At 46.4% G+C, this 19,923-nt stretch carries 16 protein-coding genes, 6 tRNA genes, 3 rRNA genes and 1 riboswitch; of the genes, 21 read left to right on the top strand and 4 right to left on the bottom strand.

Going from position 1 to position 19,923, the window contains the following annotated elements; translation table 11 throughout:
- Position 1: 1 nt before the first annotated feature.
- On the bottom strand, positions 2–514 hold the full coding sequence (gene def / locus L9Q39_RS00250; protein WP_237483173.1) for a peptide deformylase: 513 nt from the start codon (positions 512–514) through the stop codon (positions 2–4).
- 249 nt (positions 515–763) lie between these two features.
- On the opposite strand from def, the gene dprA reads away from it, so the two are divergent.
- The 3 genes from dprA to L9Q39_RS00235 are packed head-to-tail and all read left to right on the top strand — an operon-like array spanning position 764 to position 2,940.
- A complete protein-coding gene (gene dprA / locus L9Q39_RS00245) occupies positions 764–1,864 on the top strand; it encodes a DNA-processing protein DprA (RefSeq protein WP_237483172.1) in 1,101 nt (366 codons plus the stop codon).
- A 2-nt stretch (positions 1,865–1,866) separates the two neighbouring features.
- Complete coding sequence (locus tag L9Q39_RS00240; protein ID WP_237483171.1) at positions 1,867–2,343, top strand: DUF494 family protein; 477 nt, start codon at positions 1,867–1,869, stop codon at positions 2,341–2,343.
- 18 nt (positions 2,344–2,361) lie between these two features.
- Positions 2,362–2,940: a DNA topoisomerase family protein gene (locus L9Q39_RS00235; RefSeq protein ID WP_237483170.1), complete on the top strand. Its 579-nt coding sequence runs from the start codon at positions 2,362–2,364 to the stop codon at positions 2,938–2,940.
- A gap of 74 nt (positions 2,941–3,014) precedes the next feature.
- On the opposite strand, the gene L9Q39_RS00230 is transcribed toward L9Q39_RS00235, so the two are convergent.
- Together L9Q39_RS00230 and purE are read right to left on the bottom strand one after the other, a co-directional pair.
- Entirely contained in the window at positions 3,015–4,142 is a 1,128-nt protein-coding gene (locus tag L9Q39_RS00230; RefSeq protein ID WP_237483541.1) for a 5-(carboxyamino)imidazole ribonucleotide synthase, read from the bottom strand.
- Between the two features lie 5 nt (positions 4,143–4,147).
- Positions 4,148–4,633 (bottom strand): 5-(carboxyamino)imidazole ribonucleotide mutase, encoded by a 486-nt coding sequence (gene purE / locus L9Q39_RS00225; RefSeq protein WP_237483169.1) that lies wholly within the window; start codon positions 4,631–4,633, stop codon positions 4,148–4,150.
- Between the two features lie 181 nt (positions 4,634–4,814).
- On the opposite strand from purE, the gene tsaC reads away from it, so the two are divergent.
- From tsaC to L9Q39_RS00205, 4 genes are all read left to right on the top strand, one after another.
- Complete coding sequence (tsaC, locus tag L9Q39_RS00220) at positions 4,815–5,372, top strand: L-threonylcarbamoyladenylate synthase type 1 TsaC (protein WP_237483168.1); 558 nt, start codon at positions 4,815–4,817, stop codon at positions 5,370–5,372.
- A gap of 7 nt (positions 5,373–5,379) precedes the next feature.
- Entirely contained in the window at positions 5,380–6,285 is a 906-nt protein-coding gene (gene hemF, locus L9Q39_RS00215) for an oxygen-dependent coproporphyrinogen oxidase (RefSeq protein WP_237483167.1), read from the top strand.
- A 66-nt stretch (positions 6,286–6,351) separates the two neighbouring features.
- A complete protein-coding gene (gene aroE, locus L9Q39_RS00210; protein ID WP_237483166.1) occupies positions 6,352–7,182 on the top strand; it encodes a shikimate dehydrogenase in 831 nt (276 codons plus the stop codon).
- Between the two features lies 1 nt (position 7,183).
- Positions 7,184–7,447: a DUF1488 family protein gene (locus tag L9Q39_RS00205; RefSeq protein WP_237483165.1), complete on the top strand. Its 264-nt coding sequence runs from the start codon at positions 7,184–7,186 to the stop codon at positions 7,445–7,447.
- Here L9Q39_RS00205 and L9Q39_RS00200 read toward each other — a convergent pair.
- Entirely contained in the window at positions 7,444–7,989 is a 546-nt protein-coding gene (locus tag L9Q39_RS00200) for a gamma carbonic anhydrase family protein (protein ID WP_237483164.1), read from the bottom strand. The two genes, L9Q39_RS00205 and L9Q39_RS00200, sit on opposite strands and share 4 nt — an antisense overlap.
- Positions 7,990–8,552: 563 nt before the next feature.
- Here L9Q39_RS00200 and L9Q39_RS00195 point away from each other — a divergent pair.
- The 14 genes from L9Q39_RS00195 (at position 8,553) to thiS (ending at position 19,923) form a co-directional block, all read left to right on the top strand.
- Positions 8,553–10,105: ribosomal RNA gene (locus L9Q39_RS00195) — 16S ribosomal RNA — on the top strand.
- Positions 10,106–10,194: 89 nt separating this feature from the next.
- Positions 10,195–10,270: transfer RNA gene (locus L9Q39_RS00190), tRNA-Glu, on the top strand.
- Position 10,271: 1 nt separating this feature from the next.
- A tRNA-Lys gene (locus tag L9Q39_RS00185) sits at positions 10,272–10,347 on the top strand.
- A gap of 29 nt (positions 10,348–10,376) precedes the next feature.
- A tRNA-Ala gene (locus L9Q39_RS00180) sits at positions 10,377–10,452 on the top strand.
- A gap of 30 nt (positions 10,453–10,482) precedes the next feature.
- Positions 10,483–10,558 (top strand) — tRNA-Val (locus tag L9Q39_RS00175).
- A gap of 399 nt (positions 10,559–10,957) precedes the next feature.
- Positions 10,958–13,848: ribosomal RNA gene (locus L9Q39_RS00170) — 23S ribosomal RNA — on the top strand.
- 120 nt (positions 13,849–13,968) lie between these two features.
- A 5S ribosomal RNA gene (gene rrf / locus L9Q39_RS00165) occupies positions 13,969–14,084 on the top strand.
- The 16S, 23S and 5S rRNA genes sit together here with 6 tRNA genes alongside, the layout of an rRNA operon.
- Before the next feature lie 57 nt (positions 14,085–14,141).
- Positions 14,142–14,218: transfer RNA gene (locus tag L9Q39_RS00160), tRNA-Asp, on the top strand.
- A gap of 89 nt (positions 14,219–14,307) precedes the next feature.
- Positions 14,308–14,384: transfer RNA gene (locus L9Q39_RS00155), tRNA-Trp, on the top strand.
- A 787-nt stretch (positions 14,385–15,171) separates the two neighbouring features.
- On the top strand, positions 15,172–15,555 hold the full coding sequence (gene crcB / locus L9Q39_RS00150; RefSeq protein ID WP_237483163.1) for a fluoride efflux transporter CrcB: 384 nt from the start codon (positions 15,172–15,174) through the stop codon (positions 15,553–15,555).
- 55 nt (positions 15,556–15,610) lie between these two features.
- A riboswitch (TPP riboswitch) is annotated at positions 15,611–15,713 on the top strand.
- Between the two features lie 108 nt (positions 15,714–15,821).
- On the top strand, positions 15,822–17,750 hold the full coding sequence (thiC, locus tag L9Q39_RS00145) for a phosphomethylpyrimidine synthase ThiC (protein WP_237483162.1): 1,929 nt from the start codon (positions 15,822–15,824) through the stop codon (positions 17,748–17,750).
- Positions 17,751–17,754: 4 nt separating this feature from the next.
- The gene (thiE, locus tag L9Q39_RS00140; protein WP_237483161.1) at positions 17,755–18,963 is read left to right on the top strand and encodes a thiamine phosphate synthase; all 1,209 of its coding nucleotides are present in this window, start codon (positions 17,755–17,757) and stop codon (positions 18,961–18,963) included.
- Entirely contained in the window at positions 18,953–19,702 is a 750-nt protein-coding gene (locus L9Q39_RS00135) for a HesA/MoeB/ThiF family protein (RefSeq protein WP_237483160.1), read from the top strand. Before thiE ends, L9Q39_RS00135 begins: the two co-directional genes overlap by 11 nt.
- A 17-nt stretch (positions 19,703–19,719) precedes the next feature.
- Positions 19,720–19,923, top strand: coding sequence for a sulfur carrier protein ThiS (gene thiS / locus L9Q39_RS00130; RefSeq protein WP_237483159.1), 204 nt, complete (start codon positions 19,720–19,722; stop codon positions 19,921–19,923).

Below are 19,923 nucleotides of genomic sequence, written 5' to 3'. Positions count from 1 at the left end.
GTTAGTTTTGCTTGGCGTTGAAGCGTTGGATTTTTTCTAATTTATCTTTGATGCGCTTGCGTTTTAGCGGTGAAAGATAATCAACAAACAGCTTGCCTTCAAGGTGATCAAGTTCGTGTTGGACACAGATAGCCAGAAGGTCATCTGCATCAAAAGTGAACTCTTCGCCTTCACGGTTAATGGCTTTGACGGTGACTTCCGCAGCGCGTTGCACTAATGCTCTCGCACCAGGAACAGATAGGCAGCCTTCTTCGATACCATCTTCACCACGCTTGTCGATGATTTCTGGATTGATAAGTACCATTGGCTCATCTCGGTTATCAGAAATATCAATCACAACAATACGTTGATGAACATCAACTTGGGTTGCAGCAAGACCAATCCCTTCTTCGTCATACATGGTTTCAATCATGTCATCGACAATTTTTTGGATTTCAGGTGTGACTTCTTCAACCGGTTTAGCGACGGTTCTTAGACGCTCATCCGGGAAGGTTAATACTTGTAATACAGACATAGACACTCAAAACATTGAAGTGTGCCGAATAGGCACGGGCATTATTGGTTCAATTCTAGACATTTTCGCACGCAAATGACAGCATCCCATGATACAAAGCGTGCGATTTCATCAACAATACCGGGTTTGTGTGCAATGTGTCGCCATCAATCACGTCGATGATGGCGAAAGTGAAATGGTCACTCGCTGGATGGAACGTCGCACTGAGAGAATTTGAGTTAATCCCAAACGAAACCTTGTGAGGCAAATATGGAAGAGAAAGAACTGATCGCTTGGTTGACTCTTTCACTCTGTCCCAGAATAGGTCCAGTGACTTTTCAGAAGATTCTTGAAGTTGATACGCCAGAGCAATTTTTAAGCTACTCTCGCGACGAGTTGTCGCAGTTGGGACTGACGGAAAAACAACTGCATTTTATTTTTCAACAGTCACATCCCTCGGTGGACGCTTGCTTGGAATGGAGGCAAAAAGGCAACAATAGCATTTTGTTAGCGTCGAGTGATGACTATCCAGATATATTGCGTCAAACCAAAGGGTATCCTCCGATACTTTTTGCCACAGGTAAGGTCGCGATCCTCAATGAGCCGCAAATTGCTATCGTTGGTAGCCGCAATGCGCAACCTCAAAGTCTAGAACTCGCCAAACATTATGCCGCAAGTTTTTGTCAGCAAGGATATGTAGTGACCAGCGGTTTAGCTCTGGGCGTCGATGGTTATGCTCATCATGGTGCGCTTGAGTCTGGAGGCAAAACTATAGCGGTTCTCGGAGCTGGGATAGAAAAACTCTACCCCAGAAGGCATCGTCATCTTGCCAATCGCATTATTGATGATGGCGTTTTGGTGTCTGAACATGCTCCTTTTATATCGCCGAGGGCGGAATACTTTCCAAGACGTAACCGTATTATCAGTGGGTTATCGATAGCCACACTGGTGGTAGAGGCAGCAGAAAAGAGTGGTTCTCTTATTACGGCAAAGCTAGCCGCAGAGCAGGGGCGAGAAGTGTTTGCGATTCCTGGCTCTGTTTTTCATCCTTTTCATACAGGCTGTCACCAGTTGATTAAGCTCGGTGCTGGTCTGGTAGAATCACCAGAAGATGTGCTATCAGCAATACAAATAACTCAATGTTGTAGAAAAAACAGGCAGAACCCACCTGAAAAAGCGGTTATTGAAAAACAGCAATTGCCATTTCCTGAACTGTTGGCTAACGTAGGACTAGAAGCAACACCTATTGATTTATTGGCGCAGAAGACCCATATACCCGTACAAGAGGTCATGCAACAGATGTTAGAACTGGAGTTGCTTGGTCACGTTGTTTCAGTAACGGGCGGTTATATTCTTAAGGGGAGAGGCTAGCTATGATGATGGACATTCTGATGTACTTGTTTGAAACCTACATCCATAGCGATGCAGATCTACAAGTTGATCAAGAGGAGTTAGAAGATGAACTTCTCCGTGCAGGGTTTAAGCAAAAGGACATCTACAAAGCGTTAGAGTGGCTGGAAGATCTCGCTGAACTGCAAAATACAGATAATCGCTCTGCGATTACCACCAGTGCGTCAACATCGACACGAATCTACACCAGTAAAGAACTGTTGCGCCTTGATATTGAGAGTCGCGGTCTACTCATGTTCCTTGAGCAAGTCGGCGTCTTGACGACAGAAACGCGTGAGATGGTTATTGACCGCGTGATGGGTTTAGAAACCAATGAGTTTGAGCTAGATGATCTTAAATGGATTATCTTGATGGTTCTGTTCAATGTTCCGGGTAATGAAAATGCCTACACGCTTATGGAAGAGCTGATCTACACTGCAGAGCGTGGTGTTGTTCACTAGCCATAGATACGATGAAGCATGAATAATAAAATTGATTCACAGCTGTTTTCCGCCCATGAACACGCTTTAGATAATGAGACTTGCCCGCAGTGTCATCATGGTGTGCTGCGCCTAAAGAATGGCAAACACGGTCCGTTTCTAGGCTGTAGTGACTACCCAGGCTGTAGCTATATCAAACCGCTGCACCAAAACGATGGACACATAGTCAAAGAGTTAGGACTGCCTTGTCCTGAATGCCAATCGGAACTGGTATTACGACAAGGGCGCTATGGTATGTTTATTGGTTGTAGTGATTATCCCAACTGCCACTTTATTCAATCTCCTAACCAATTGAATTCGCAGGAAGCAACGACTCAGGATGCTGTTGAATGCCCTGAATGTAACAAAGGTCAGCTCAAAGAGCGCAAGTCTCGCTTTGGAAAAACGTTTTATGCCTGCGACCAATATCCTAAATGTAAGTATGCGGTCAATCAGCAACCTCATAAAGGACCTTGCCAATATTGCGGCTTTGGCGTGTTGCTAGAAAAGAAAAAGGCAACGGGCACCGTACTGGAATGTGCCTCAAGACAGTGCAATCAGGTTCAAGAGTCACCATAAATACCCAGATACTAAAAAGGCTCACAGTGTTGTGAGCCTTTTTACTTAAAGGGAGTGTTTACTTAAATGGAGTGTTAAAGTGCTTGAGCTGCTGGCTTTAAAGCTGGGAATGCCTCTTCATCCAACAAATCTGCCAATTTCAGCAGTTGCAGTTTCAGTTCTGCACGGTTTGCCGCAGACACGTTGATATGACCCATCTTACGTCCAGCGCGTTTCTCTTTGCCATACCAATGAACATGACAACCAGCCAGTTGATGAACCTGCATTGGAACTTGGTCTTGACCAAGGATATTGACCATAGACGTGGCACGAACCGCTTCGGTTGTACCCAGTGGCATGTCACAGACCGCTCGCAGATGGTTTTCGAATTGGCAAGTGTCCGCCCCTTGCTGAGTCCAGTGACCGGAGTTATGTACTCGAGGGGCAATCTCATTCACCAATAGCTGACCATTCACATCAAAGAACTCTAGAGCTAAAACACCAACATAATCAAGGGACTCTGCTACCGCGGTAAACATTTGAGCGGCTTGTGCTTGGAGCTCTGGCTCATCAATGGCGGTAGAAAGCGTTAATACACCGTTAGTGTGGACGTTTTCCGCTAAAGGATAGATCGCGAGATCACCTTGACGATTTCTGGCACCAACAAGAGAGACTTCTCTTTGGAAAGGGACAAACTCTTCTGCAACAATCGCTTGGTTGTTAGATTCGGCAATGCATTGTGCCATTTCTTCCCAAATCGTATCGACTTGATCAACAGACTTAAGTCGCCATTGACCTTTGCCGTCATAACCGCCTAAAGCGCTTTTTAGCACCATCGGGATGCCAACAGACTCAATAGCGGCTTGGAAGTCTTGCTTTGAGTTGATCACCGCATAGTTGGCGTTTTTAACCTCAGCGTTATCAAGTAACTGCTTTTCGATACGACGATCGCCGCCCGCTTTTATCGCATCAGTAGACGGGAGAAACTTGCCGCTCTTTTCACAGCTCTCCAATACATCATGAGGGATATGCTCAAACTCAGCAGTAATCACGTCCGCTTGTTCTATTGCATTGTCTAGCCCTTGACCGAGAACTTCGAGGGTCAGAGGGTGAACAATATTTTCACTGCGGACATCGAATGCTGAAATCTTAATATTGAGTGGCGCCCCAGCCAGCGACATCATGCGAGCCAACTGCCCAGCGCCTAGCACTAAAACATGCATCATGATTAGTCCTCTGATGGATCCGGATTAGCAAGAACAGTTTCGGTCTGTTGGCTACGGAAAGCTTCGACTTTCTCCATCACAGCATCATCATGCACACCGATGATTTGTGCTGCGAGAATCCCCGCATTCGCGGCACCCGCCTCACCAATAGCCAGTGTACCTACTGCAATACCTTTTGGCATTTGAACGATGGAAAGTAGCGAGTCCATACCTTTTAGTGCACGACTTTGCACGGGAACACCCAGAACAGGAACGCTAGTAAATGCTGCGGCCATACCCGGTAGGTGAGCCGCACCGCCAGCCCCGGCAATAATGACTTTGATGCCACGTTCTTTTGCTGATGTCGCATAATCTGCAAGCAATTGCGGTGTACGGTGCGCAGAAACAACCTTGGTTTCGTACTCAACACCAAACTGGTCTAGCATTTCTGCTGCAAGTTTCATTGTTGGCCAGTCTGATTTAGACCCCATAATAATACCGACTTTCATCCAAAGCTCCTTAAAAACGTGTGCAACTGGGACTATTTTGCGCGCATTATACGAGGATTTTTGCATTAGGAAAACGTTTGCGTGAACGGTTGGATAGTTTTTTCTGGATTATAATGTGACTTTTGAGCATAGTGCCTAGAAATGTGAACATAATGTATCAAAGTTAATAAAGGGTAATTTGGTGGCAAATATTCAACAGGCGGTAGACGCATTAACCTCAGGTGAAGTGATTGCTTATCCGACCGAGGGTGTATTTGGTGTGGGTTGCGACCCAGACAATATAGACGCAATCCAAAAACTATTGGCGGTCAAAGAGCGGCCCGTAGAAAAGGGACTGATCTTGATTGCCGACAGCTATCAGCAACTTCGTCCCTACATTGATGAAAGCCAACTTACCCATCAACAATTAGAACAAGTTCAACAGACCTGGCCGGGTCCCTTTACTTGGATTATGCCAGCCAGCGACAAAGTGTCTCCATGGCTAAGCGGTGCTTTCGATACCATTGCTGTCCGAGTCACGGATCACCCGCTAGTTCGAGAGTTATGCCTTGAGTTTGGAAAGCCAGTCACTTCCACTAGTGCCAATCTTTCTGGCATGCCGTCGTGCATGAACACGCAACAAGTGACTGAGCAATTAGGGGATCGCCTAGCCTGTATCTTGAAAGGAGAAACCGGTGGACGAGACAAACCCAGCGAAATTAGAGACGCCAGAACACAAGCTATATTACGCCAAGGATAGATCGCAAATGGAAACAGTAGATAAACATCGAGTCAAAGCTTTTCTGATGGCGTTGCAAGATACGATTTGTCAAAAGCTCACCACTCTTGATGGTGAGGCAGAGTTTCAACAAGACGAATGGCAAAGAGAGCAGGGTGGTGGCGGTCGCAGTCGTGTGCTTAAAAGTGGTCGAGTGTTCGAGCAAGCCGGTGTTAACTTTTCTCATGTATTTGGCACAAAAATGCCAGCTTCTGCCACGGCACATCGCCCCGAGTTAGCAGGTCGTCGTTTTGAGGCAATGGGCGTCTCCCTCGTCGTTCACCCCAATAACCCCTATGTTCCAACTTCACACGCCAACGTGCGCTTCTTTATTGCCGAAAAAGAGGGTGAAGCGCCTATCTGGTGGTTTGGCGGTGGTTTTGACCTCACACCTTTCTATCCATTTGAAGAAGACTGCCAACATTGGCACCAAGTCGCTAAGCAGATTTGCCAGCCTTTTGGTGACGAGGTATATAACCAACATAAAGCATGGTGTGATAAATATTTCTTTTTACCTCATCGTAACGAGACCCGAGGTGTCGGTGGACTATTCTTCGATGATCTCAACGAGTGGGGGTTCGAGCGTAGTTTTGAATATATACAAGCAGTCGGTAAAGGGTACTTAACGGCTTATTCTCCCATCGTAGAGGCGAGAGCCGAAACGCCATTTGGTGAACATGAGCGCCAATTTCAACTCTATCGCCGCGGTCGTTATGTTGAGTTCAACCTGGTCTACGACAGAGGAACACTCTTTGGGCTGCAAAGTGGGGGTCGCACTGAATCTATCCTGATGTCGATGCCACCTTTAGTACGCTGGGAATACAGTTATGAACCGAAAGCGGGTTCTCCAGAGGCGAAACTCTACTCTGATTACTTAAAACCAAGAGATTGGTGACTTGGCGAAGTGGAAGTGAAGTGATAGTGTTTTGCTATTCAGTTTGGCTTTTCGGTAATCAAGGACATGAACCATCTCGATCAGTATGTAGTATTTGGCAACCCTATTTCTCAAAGTAAGTCACCTTTTATCCATACACTGTTTGCTCGACAAACGGCACAGCAACTTCATTATGGTAAGTTAGAACCTGAAGCGGATGGTTTTATCCAAGCAGTAAGTGATTTTTTTGCCAATGGCGGTAAAGGTTGTAATGTCACCGCACCGTTTAAAGAGCAAGCTTGTCAATTTGCCGACCGTCTTACAGACAGAGCTAAACTTGCTGGTGCAGTTAATACACTAAAGAAGCTAGATGATGGTGAGATCTTGGGTGACAACACCGATGGTGAAGGGTTAGTCCAAGATTTACTTCAGCACCAAGCGCATATAGAGCAAGCGAACATCTTGATTATTGGCGCCGGTGGTGCTGCTCGTGGGGTGATGAAATCATTGCTCGATCAAAAACCGAACTCAGTGACCATCACCAACCGTACCTTTGAAAAAGCCCAGCAACTTGCCAAGATGTTTGAGAGCTACGGCAACGTTCATGCACGACCGATGGATTCGATAGATAGCCACTACGATATCGTGATTAATTCCACTTCGGCTAGCCTCTATAAACAACTACCTGAGATCAGTGCTGCTATCTTTGGTCAGCACACGGTGAGCTATGATATGGCCTATGGGCAAGGTTTAACGACATTTAATCAGTGGGCAAAAGAGTCCGGTGCGGCATTTGCTTACGATGGTCTTGGAATGTTGGTTGGTCAAGCCGCAGAGAGCTTTACGGTTTGGCGAGGGTTAAGACCGGGCACACGACAGATCCTGCGTGAATTGAGAAAAAACTTAGAAGGACAATAGTGTGAATCAAGCAATTTTGTTCTCTCCGCAAGCGAGCTGGAACAATGAAAGAGAGATGGTGGAATTTCATGCCCAGCAATCGGGAATGTTGATTGAGTGTTTTATCTCGATTAATAAGCTCAAGCAACTTTCATCCGAGCCAGTCATTAATGAAGATAGCGCAGTGGTTGTGTTTGAGTCGTTAAGGTTTGATATAGAAGAGTTGGCTGAAGAACTTATCGAAGATGAGGAATTCAGCCAGGATGGTAAGGTGATTATCGATTAACGCACCACTTCAACCTCTTCTATATAAGCTATTTTGTTTTCGACATAATTGCTGGCTGACTTGGTTAGAAATGCGCGCTCTGCTTCAGTAAGGGCGCGTTTTTGTTTTACAGGGCTGCCCACGTATAAATAGCCACTTTCTAGTTCTTTGTTAGGTGGTACTAAACTACCAGCACCGATCATCACATCACTTTCTATAACTACCCCATCTAAGACGATGGCTCCCATACCGACAAGAACGCGGTCTTTTATAGTACAGCCATGCAACATGACTTTATGACCAACAGTGACATCATTGCCAATAATAAGAGGATAGCCATTAGGGTTTGCTGCATTTTTGTGGGTGACATGAAGCACACTGTTATCTTGAATATTTGAGCGCTCGCCGATGGAGATACTATTGACGTCACCTCTAGCGGAAACAAAAGGCCAAATACTGGCGTCTTTACCGATAGAGACATCACCAACAATCACACTAGTCGGGTCGATATATACGGAATCATCAAATTTTGGTGTAATTCCTTTAAAGCTTCTAATACTCATCTTGGGTTACTCTCAATCATAAATAGCGAATTAGTCCTAGTTTGAAGCCTAATATAGCCAATTAACAGTCTGGGTTGTTGGTTTTTTCAGCATCTAAAAACAAAATTAAAAAAAACCTAAAAAAAGCCTTGCCAATGTGAGTTCGATCTCTATAATGCCCCCTCGCTGACACGGGAACGAGGCATTAAAACCTCTACCAAATCAGTGACAGGTCAACCTCCTAGAGGTTAGAGAAATTAAGTTGAAAAAAGTGGTTGACACAACAACTTATCTCGCTAAAATGGCCGTCCGTTTTGAGAGAAGCTCAAAACAAGCTCTTTAACAATATAAACCTATCAATCTGTGTGGGCACTCGTTGATGATAATCAAAAAGAGATACTTCGGTATCCACTTAGATTTCAATGAACTGAGTGACCAATCAAGTCGAAAGACTTGGCACAGTCAATTCATTATCATTCTGTTGGAATGGTAATAGCTTTAAAATGACTTCTTACTTTCGAGTAAGGACAGTTTTGAAGTCAGTATTCGTTGAGTCTCCCCTATTTATAGGGAATCAAAATCTTAAATTGAAGAGTTTGATCATGGCTCAGATTGAACGCTGGCGGCAGGCCTAACACATGCAAGTCGAGCGGAAACGAGTTATCTGATCCTTCGGGGAACGATAGCGGCGTCGAGCGGCGGACGGGTGAGTAATGCCTGGGAATATGCCTTGATGTGGGGGATAACCATTGGAAACGATGGCTAATACCGCATAATGCCTTCGGGCCAAAGAGGGGGATCTTCGGACCTCTCGCGTCAAGATTAGCCCAGGTGGGATTAGCTAGTTGGTGAGGTAATGGCTCACCAAGGCGACGATCCCTAGCTGGTCTGAGAGGATGATCAGCCACACTGGAACTGAGACACGGTCCAGACTCCTACGGGAGGCAGCAGTGGGGAATATTGCACAATGGGCGCAAGCCTGATGCAGCCATGCCGCGTGTGTGAAGAAGGCCTTCGGGTTGTAAAGCACTTTCAGTCGTGAGGAAGGGGTATACGTTAATAGCGTATGTCTTTGACGTTAGCGACAGAAGAAGCACCGGCTAACTCCGTGCCAGCAGCCGCGGTAATACGGAGGGTGCGAGCGTTAATCGGAATTACTGGGCGTAAAGCGCATGCAGGTGGTTCGTTAAGTCAGATGTGAAAGCCCGGGGCTCAACCTCGGAACTGCATTTGAAACTGGCGGACTAGAGTACTGTAGAGGGGGGTAGAATTTCAGGTGTAGCGGTGAAATGCGTAGAGATCTGAAGGAATACCGGTGGCGAAGGCGGCCCCCTGGACAGATACTGACACTCAGATGCGAAAGCGTGGGGAGCAAACAGGATTAGATACCCTGGTAGTCCACGCCGTAAACGATGTCTACTTGGAGGTTGTTCCCTTGAGGAGTGGCTTTCGGAGCTAACGCGTTAAGTAGACCGCCTGGGGAGTACGGTCGCAAGATTAAAACTCAAATGAATTGACGGGGGCCCGCACAAGCGGTGGAGCATGTGGTTTAATTCGATGCAACGCGAAGAACCTTACCTACTCTTGACATCCAGAGAAGCCAGCGGAGACGCAGGTGTGCCTTCGGGAACTCTGAGACAGGTGCTGCATGGCTGTCGTCAGCTCGTGTTGTGAAATGTTGGGTTAAGTCCCGCAACGAGCGCAACCCTTATCCTTGTTTGCCAGCACGTAATGGTGGGAACTCCAGGGAGACTGCCGGTGATAAACCGGAGGAAGGTGGGGACGACGTCAAGTCATCATGGCCCTTACGAGTAGGGCTACACACGTGCTACAATGGCGCATACAGAGGGCTGCCAACCAGCGATGGTGAGCGAATCCCAAAAAGTGCGTCGTAGTCCGGATTGGAGTCTGCAACTCGACTCCATGAAGTCGGAATCGCTAGTAATCGTAGATCAGAATGCTACGGTGAATACGTTCCCGGGCCTTGTACACACCGCCCGTCACACCATGGGAGTGGGCTGCAAAAGAAGTGGGTAGTTTAACCTTCGGGAGGACGCTCACCACTTTGTGGTTCATGACTGGGGTGAAGTCGTAACAAGGTAGCGCTAGGGGAACCTGGCGCTGGATCACCTCCTTAACGATAAGATTATTGCGATGAGTGTTCACACAGATTGATGGTTTATGTAGTTTAAGAGATGGAACACCCCCCAAGGTGTTCGCCTAAGTGTCCCGTTCGTCTAGAGGCCTAGGACACCGCCCTTTCACGGCGGTAACAGGGGTTCGACTCCCCTACGGGATACCATGGGTCGTTAGCTCAGTTGGTAGAGCAGTTGACTTTTAATCAATTGGTCGCAGGTTCGAATCCTGCACGACCCACCATTCTTACTAAGAATGACTTCTCAAGATTTGGGGCTATAGCTCAGCTGGGAGAGCGCCTGCCTTGCACGCAGGAGGTCAGCAGTTCGATCCTGCTTAGCTCCACCATTCTTGAATATTCCACGGAATAACTTTCGTGGGCGATTAGCTCAGTTGGGAGAGCACCTCCCTTACAAGGAGGGGGTCACTGGTTCGAGCCCGGTATCGCCCACCATCTTTAAGTGTTCTTATTCCTTTTAAATGGAAAGTAGAATCTTTAAAAATGGTTTCGAAAGAAACATTGCTCTTTAACAATTTGGAAAGCTGACGAATAACAACAATCCCCTTATCTTTAGATAAGCGTTGTTATTCAAATAAAAGTTCTCAAATCCTAGTGATTCTTTTCAATAAAGAATGATTAGGTACCAACACACATTCAAGTGTTCTTGGAAACAACATAACTTCGGTTGTGTTTGTTCACTTTTTGCTTCTGCTTTTTTATAAAAAGCGGAAATAAAGAGTTATTTGAGTCCGGCAAAATCAAAGCTATCTCGCTCATTCAAATAATGAGATAGCGACTTTGGTTGTTTAACGACAGCGCCAAGATTTCTTTAGAAACTCTTTGGGGTTGTATGGTTAAGTGACTAAGCGTACACGGTGGATGCCTTGGCAGTCAGAGGCGATGAAAGACGTAGTAACTTGCGATAAGCCCAGATTAGGTAGTAACAACCTGTGAGTCTGGGATGTCTGAATGGGGAAACCCACTAGCACAAGCTAGTATCATTAACTGAATACATAGGTTAATGAGGCGAACCGGGGGAACTGAAACATCTAAGTACCCCGAGGAAAAGAAATCAACCGAGATTCCGAAAGTAGCGGCGAGCGAAATTGGATTAGCCCTTAAGCTTTTAGCGCGTCAGGTGAAGAGTCTGGAAAGTCTCGCAATAAAGGGTGATAGCCCCGTAACCGACAACGTGCAATCAGTGAAAACGAGTAGGGCGGGACACGTGATATCCTGTCTGAATATGGGGGGACCATCCTCCAAGGCTAAATACTCCTGACTGACCGATAGTGAACCAGTACCGTGAGGGAAAGGCGAAAAGAACCCCTGTGAGGGGAGTGAAATAGAACCTGAAACCGTGTACGTACAAGCAGTAGGAGCCTCCTTTGTGGGGTGACTGCGTACCTTTTGTATAATGGGTCAGCGACTTATATTCAGTAGCAAGGTTAACCGAATAGGGGAGCCGTAGAGAAATCGAGTCTTAACTGGGCGTCGAGTTGCTGGATATAGACCCGAAACCAGGTGATCTAGCCATGGGCAGGTTGAAGGTTGAGTAACATCAACTGGAGGACCGAACCGACTAATGTTGAAAAATTAGCGGATGACTTGTGGCTAGGGGTGAAAGGCCAATCAAACCTGGAGATAGCTGGTTCTCCCCGAAAGCTATTTAGGTAGCGCCTCGGACGAATACTACTGGGGGTAGAGCACTGTTAAGGCTAGGGGGTCATCCCGACTTACCAACCCTTTGCAAACTCCGAATACCAGTAAGTACTATCCGGGAGACACACGGCGGGTGCTAACGTCCGTCGTGGAGAGGGAAACAACCCAGACCGCCAGCTAAGGTCCCAAAGTATAGCTAAGTGGGAAACGATGTGGGAAGGCTTAGACAGCTAGGATGTTGGCTTAGAAGCAGCCATCATTTAAAGAAAGCGTAATAGCTCACTAGTCGAGTCGGCCTGCGCGGAAGATGTAACGGGGCTAAGCTATACACCGAAGCTGCGGCAATAACTTTTTAAGTTATTGGGTAGGGGAGCGTTCTGTAAGCCGTTGAAGGTGAACTGTAAGGTTTGCTGGAGGTATCAGAAGTGCGAATGCTGACATGAGTAACGATAAAGGGGGTGAAAAACCTCCTCGCCGGAAGACCAAGGGTTCCTGTCCAACGTTAATCGGGGCAGGGTGAGTCGACTCCTAAGGCGAGGCCGAAAGGCGTAGTCGATGGGAAACGGGTTAATATTCCCGTACTTCTTACAATTGCGATGGGGGGACGGAGAAGGCTAGGTGGGCCTGGCGATGGTTGTCCAGGTTCAAGTGCGTAGGCTGAAGGTTTAGGTAAATCCGGACCTTCTTAAGGCTGAGACACGACGTCGAGCATCTACGGATGTGAAGTCATTGATGCCATGCTTCCAGGAAAAGCCTCTAAGCTTCAGATTGTAAGGAATCGTACCCCAAACCGACACAGGTGGTCGGGTAGAGAATACCAAGGCGCTTGAGAGAACTCGGGTGAAGGAACTAGGCAAAATGGTACCGTAACTTCGGGAGAAGGTACGCTCTTAGCGGTGAAGTCCCTAGCGGATGGAGCGGCCGAGAGTCGCAGATACCAGGTGGCTGCAACTGTTTATTAAAAACACAGCACTGTGCAAAATCGTAAGATGACGTATACGGTGTGACGCCTGCCCGGTGCCGGAAGGTTAATTGATGGGGTTAGACTTAGGTCGAAGCTCTTGATCGAAGCCCCGGTAAACGGCGGCCGTAACTATAACGGTCCTAAGGTAGCGAAATTCCTTGTCGGGTAAGTTCCGACCTGCACGAATGGCGTAATGATGGCCACGCTGTCTCCACCCGAGACTCAGTGAAATTGAAATCGCTGTGAAGATGCAGTGTACCCGCGGCTAGACGGAAAGACCCCGTGAACCTTTACTACAGCTTGGCACTGAACATTGACCCTACATGTGTAGGATAGGTGGGAGGCTTTGAAGACGGTACGCTAGTATCGTTGGAGCCGTCCTTGAAATACCACCCTTGTAGTGTTGATGTTCTAACTTAGACCCCTTATCGGGGTTGAGGACAGTGCCTGGTGGGTAGTTTGACTGGGGCGGTCTCCTCCCAAAGAGTAACGGAGGAGCACGAAGGTGGGCTAATCACGGTTGGACATCGTGAGGTTAGTGCAATGGCATAAGCCCGCTTGACTGCGAGAATGACAATTCGAGCAGGTGCGAAAGCAGGTCATAGTGATCCGGTGGTTCTGAATGGAAGGGCCATCGCTCAACGGATAAAAGGTACTCCGGGGATAACAGGCTGATACCGCCCAAGAGTTCATATCGACGGCGGTGTTTGGCACCTCGATGTCGGCTCATCACATCCTGGGGCTGAAGTCGGTCCCAAGGGTATGGCTGTTCGCCATTTAAAGTGGTACGCGAGCTGGGTTTAGAACGTCGTGAGACAGTTCGGTCCCTATCTGCCGTGGGCGTTGGAAGATTGAAGGGGGCTGCTCCTAGTACGAGAGGACCGGAGTGGACGAACCTCTGGTGTTCGGGTTGTCATGCCAATGGCATTGCCCGGTAGCTAAGTTCGGAATCGATAACCGCTGAAAGCATCTAAGCGGGAAGCGAGCCCTGAGATGAGTCTTCCCTGGCACTTTAAGTGTCCTAAAGGGTTGTTCGAGACTAGAACGTTGATAGGCAGGGTGTGTAAGCGTTGTGAGGCGTTGAGCTAACCTGTACTAATTGCCCGTGAGGCTTAACCATACAACACCCAAAGGGTTTTGATGGACTCAAAGCAAGAACAGATTGAATGTGTAAGAACTTAAACAGCTTTCCAGATTTTTACCTTTAGCTTTTTTAAAGCTGAAAGTAAGCAAGAATTTGCTTGGCGACCATAGCGTTTTGGACCCACCTGACTCCATTCCGAACTCAGAAGTGAAACGAAACAGCGCCGATGGTAGTGTGGGGCTTCCCCATGTGAGAGTAGGTCATCGCCAGGCTTTGAACATTGTCTATTTAAAGCCCTTTTTTGGTCAGACTTTAGATAGTACCACTGCGGAGTGGTAGTTCAGTTGGTTAGAATACCGGCCTGTCACGCCGGGGGTCGCGGGTTCGAGTCCCGTCCACTCCGCCACTTATTTGAGAGCCTCGCTATATAGCGAGGCTTTTTTGAATCTGAAATATTGATTTATCTAGTTAAATCTAATATTTTAGTGACTCTTTAGGGGTGTAGCTCCAATTGGCAGAGCAGCGGATTCCAAATCCGCGTGTTGGGAGTTCGAATCTCTCCACCCCTGCCATCTATCCAAGGCTCTAGCAGAAATGCTGGGGCCTTTTTCTTTGTCTTAAGAAAAGAAGCAGCGGATTCCGCCACTACCAAAGATGTACGTGTTAGGAGTTCGAATCTCTCCACCCCTGCCATTTATCCAAGGCTCTAGCAGAAATGCTGGGGCCTTTTTCTTTGTCTTAAGAAAAGAAGCAGCGGATTCCGCCACTACCAAAGATGCACGTGTTGGGAGTTCGAATCTCTCCACCCCTGCCATTTATCCAAGGCTCTAGCAGAAATGCTGGGGCCTTTTTCTTTGTCTTAAGAAAAGAAGCAGCGGATTCCGCCACTACCAAAGATGCACGTGTTAGGAGTTCGAATCTCTCCACCCCTGCCATCTATCCAAGGCTCTAGCAGAAATGCTGGGGCCTTTTTCTTTGTCTTAAGAAAATAAGCAGCGGATTCCGCCACGATCAAAGATGCATGTATACCAACGAAGACAGATCGAACTAATTTCATGCGAAATGTTTCTTGTATCGCTTTATAAGCCGGTTTAATTCTTTGCTTGCTCCATTTGCTGTGAAAACTATTTCGCGGTTCTCTGAAGTCGATATACGGGCTTTCTCTGAATAAACGATAAACTTATCTAGTTTGCCTCGAACTGCTTTGTGTTAGGATCTATGATTAAATGTAGTATTCACCAAAAGTGACGCATGTAACTTTTTTAATGTGACGTCCGATCGTGGTGATGCTATGGAAATTTTAAATTACTTATATTCCTTACAGGAATATAAAATAAAATAAAAGCAGGGATTGGGTATATGAATCAATTTATGATTCTGGGCTATATAGCGGTCGGTGGTGCGGTCGGTGCTTGTTCGCGTTATTTGATATCTGAGCTATGTGTCTTATTGCTTGGGCGTGGCTTCCCATACGGTACGTTGACGGTCAATGTTATCGGCTCATTTATCATGGGATTGCTGATCGCTGCTTTCGAAGCAGAGATCATGACACCAGAACCTTGGCGTCAGATTATCGGTTTGGGTTTCTTAGGCGCACTAACCACGTTTTCTACTTTCTCTATGGATAACGTTCTATTGATGCAACAAGGTGCGATTTTTAAAGTAGGGCTAAACATCTTGCTCAATGTCACACTCAGTATTTCCGCTGCTTGGATTGGCTTTCAACTCGTTATGAAAAGTTAACAATTTTTGTTAGTGGTTAATGGTTTGATAAAACTATTTGTTTTATACTGACCCACAATACTTGTCGGAGTGCCCTTTTTTGGGCTGAGACCGTTAATTCGGGATCCGTTGAACCTGATTAGATTAGCATCTACGAAGGGAACAAGAGTTCGGAGATCACTTCTCTAGCTGTATTATATCGGCAAGTCCATCTTGTTGATTCCTCTTGTATTCACATATCCGTCAAGCATTTTTCTTTTGTTATTCACTGACTAAAAGGCAATGCTATGTCGACTCGTAAACAATTAAGACAAGAAGCGAAATCTTTTATTGATACGCTATCTGTTACCTCTTATCCCAATTCTACTAAAACCTATATTCAGGGTAGTCGCGAAAATATCCGCGTCCCAATGCGGCAGATCCACCTCTCTGATAGTTTGATAGGAGGAGATAAGGACAATCCTGTCTATCAACCTAATGAGCCAATTCACGTCTACGATACATCAGGCGTTTATACTGACCCTCAGCATAATGTCGATCTATACCAAGGCTTACCAAAGCATAGAGACGAATGGATTGATGAGCGTAGCGATACCGAAGAGCTGCCTCAGTTAAGCTCAGAGTTTGCTCGTGAGCGACTTAACGATAAAACGCTCGATGAGCTTCGATATGGCGCTTTACCACGCATTAAACGCGCGACAGAGGGTAAATGTGTGACGCAACTTCATTATGCTAAACAGGGTATTGTTACGCCTGAGATGGAGTATATCGCTTTGCGGGAAAATATGGGTCGGCAAACACTCGAAGATGCGGAGTTACTTCATCAGCATCCAGGGGAGAGCTTTGGTGCTAAATTACCCAAAGAAATTACCCCAGAGTTTGTGCGTCAGGAAGTGGCACAAGGACGCGCAATTATCCCTGCCAATATCAATCATCCTGAATCAGAGCCGATGATTATTGGTCGAAACTTCTTAGTTAAAGTTAACGCTAATATTGGAAACTCATCGGTGAGTTCTTCTATTGAAGAAGAAGTAGAGAAGTTGGTTTGGAGTACTCGTTGGGGAGCTGATACCGTTATGGATCTGTCTACCGGTAGAAACATACATGAAACCCGTGAGTGGATTTTGCGTAATAGCCCCGTTCCTATCGGCACCGTTCCTATGTACCAAGCGTTAGAGAAGGTCAACGGAGTTGCTGAAAATCTCTCTTGGGAAGTCATGCGCGATACCTTAATTGAGCAAGCAGAGCAGGGGGTTGATTACTTCACCATACATGCAGGTTTACTGCTTAGATATATCCCAATGACGGCTAAGCGCGTCACGGGTATTGTTTCGCGTGGCGGTTCCATCATCGCTAAATGGTGTTTAGCTCATCACACTGAGAGTTTCCTTTACACCCACTTTAGAGAGATTTGCGAGATTTGTGCCCAGTATGATGTTTCATTGTCGCTAGGTGATGGGTTACGTCCAGGTTCAATTGCCGATGCTAATGATGAAGCTCAGTTTGCGGAGCTTCGTACTTTAGGCGAGTTGACTAAGATAGCTTGGGAATATGATGTTCAAGTGATCATTGAAGGTCCGGGTCATGTGCCCATGCATCTGATAAAAGAGAATATGGAGCAACAACTGACTCACTGTCATGAAGCTCCATTTTATACCCTTGGACCTTTAACCACCGATATTGCACCGGGTTATGACCACATTACATCCGGCATTGGAGCTGCGATGATAGGTTGGTACGGATGTGCAATGCTGTGCTACGTCACGCCGAAAGAACACCTAGGGCTTCCGAATAAAGAAGATGTAAAGACTGGCTTAGTGACTTATAAGCTAGCTGCTCACGCTGCGGATCTTGCGAAAGGTCACCCTGGTGCGCAAATTCGTGATAATGCGTTATCAAAAGCACGTTTTGAATTCCGCTGGGAAGACCAGTTTAACCTTTCTCTTGACCCCGAAACCGCTAGAGAGTTTCACGATGAAACTCTGCCTCAAGAATCCGGCAAGGTTGCTCACTTCTGCTCGATGTGTGGTCCTAAGTTCTGCTCAATGAAAATTTCGCAGGAAGTACGAGAGTATGCAAAAGGGCAACAAACCTATGGCGACATGGAAATTAAGCTCATCGACGATCCACTGGAAGGGATGAAGCAGAAGTCTCAGCAGTTTTTAGCATCAGGTGCAGAGTTATATCACCCTAAGCAGATTGAACCTCAAGAATAAGGCGATGAGTTTGATAGTACGTATACCGAATGGCTACAGCACTGTTGTAGCTAATATAACGAGTTTATTCAATTTAGCGCAGCACACCGGGTTTGATGTTTCTGCGCTAAAAATTGAGCTCAGTGATAGTAACCTTGTTGAGTTGGTTAGCTGCCACGCTACACAATACATATCTGCAGACCTACTTGATTCAACGGACGACAGGAGCGATTTCCAGCTTTTCTATTGTAGCGGTAAATCTCTGACTCAATTGCAATCCGATATGTCACAAGGGCAAGTTCATTTCGATATCTTGGATAAAAGTGGTTTTGTCGATTTATGGAAAAGTGAGAGCGGAGCTCTGTTGGCTGCTCGGTGTGCCAACATCATTGGGGATCCTGAGTGGCATTTGTCTTGGTTTGTTGTAGCAATTGTACTTGGGTTTCCTTTCGAGGACGCGCTTATGTTGGCGAGAGCCGGGAGTGTTTCACGTGAAACATGGCCTGATGATGTGGCTCTGTTTCCTATACCAATCGTTGATCATCCAGAGATTATTCTGCCATCGAAAGTGACTAATTCAAGCCTAAAGTTTGCACATATCGATAGTGAAATGGGTCTATACCCTGTCGTTGATAATAGCGATTGGATACAACGTTTACTGTCTATCGGCGTTAAGACAATCCAACTACGCATCAAACAGCCAGATTTACCAACGTTAGAAAGTGAGGTTGAACGCGCTATTGTCTTAGGGCGAGAGTATGGTGCCAAGGTTTTTATTAACGACTACTGGCAACTTGCCATTAAGTATGGTGCTTATGGTATTCATTTGGGGCAAGAGGATATTGAGCATGCCGATTTGGAGCGTATCGCTATACATAATATCCGTCTTGGTATTTCGACTCATGGCTACTACGAGATACTAAGAATTTCTCAGCTTAACCCAAGTTATATAGCACTCGGGCACATATTTCCCACAACCACAAAGCAAATGCCATCAAAGCCACAAGGTTTGATTAAACTTCGGCTCTACCAAAAGCTGATTAACAGCATTGGCAGGCAAAGTGCAAGCATACCAACAGTCGCTATCGGAGGTATTGATAAACAGACTGCGCCAATGGTGTGGCAGTGCGGTGTAGACAGTCTTGCTGTTGTAAGAGCGGTAACGCAAGCGCCAGATGTTGCGGAAGCGGTGAGATGTTTCGAGCAAATCATGGAGACTAGCTATGCTGAGTGACCAACAATTTACACGCTATCTACGACAGGTGAGTCTACCTGAAGTCGGAGAATCAGGTCAGGAAAAATTACTTAATCAAACCATTCTGGTTATTGGCTGTGGCGGGTTGGGTTCAGCAGCATCTCTATATCTCGCTGGGGCTGGCATTGGAAAAATAGTCTTAGCGGATGGCGACAAGATAGAGTTGTCGAATCTACCGAGACAGCTTACCTACACAGTCGAGGATGTTGGGAAATTGAAAGTTGATTGTCTACGTCAGCGATTGACCGCGTTGAACCCGGAAGTCGCCATTCGTACAGTGAACAAACCGTTACGAGATGAGCAGTTGAGCATCGAAATTTCGCTGGCTGATATCGTGCTCGATTGCACTGACAATTTGAAAACTAGGCATGCAATCAACTCTGCATGTGTAGCTCAACGTAAAGACTTAGTGTCAGGGTCAGCAATAGGTTGGTCTGGGCAAGTGATTTCCTTCCCTTTTTCTAATCATATTAATTCTGGTTGTTATCGATGCTTATACCCATTTGATGAATTGCCGGAAACACAGCGCTGTTCTGATAGTGGAGTCATGGGACCGGTTGTTGGAATGATTGGGCTCAATCAGTCACTAGAAGCGATCAAATTGACACTGGGGATCGCGCAGGAAAATGAGGCTATCAAACTGTTTAATGGCTTGATGAATTCCTGGCAAGCGTTATCGCTTGCGAGAGAGCATCAATGCACAGTCTGTGCTAATTAAATTAAGGGTGTGCTTGTATGTTAGAGATTATATTGAACCAAAAGGTACTGAGTGTTGAATCAGGAACGACGCTTGAGCGGCTGTTCGATTCTTTGAGTGTGGAGACGAAGGGATGCGCGGTGGCAATCGATAATCAAATTGTCCCAAGGACCCATTGGCATGAGTTCGAATTATACAATCATGTCGACATCAACCTATTCCAAGCGATAGCGGGAGGCTAA

The organism is Vibrio hippocampi (assembly GCF_921292975.1).
GTDB classification, from domain to species: domain Bacteria; phylum Pseudomonadota; class Gammaproteobacteria; order Enterobacterales; family Vibrionaceae; genus Vibrio; species Vibrio hippocampi.
This window is presented reverse-complemented; position numbering and strand designations above follow the sequence as displayed.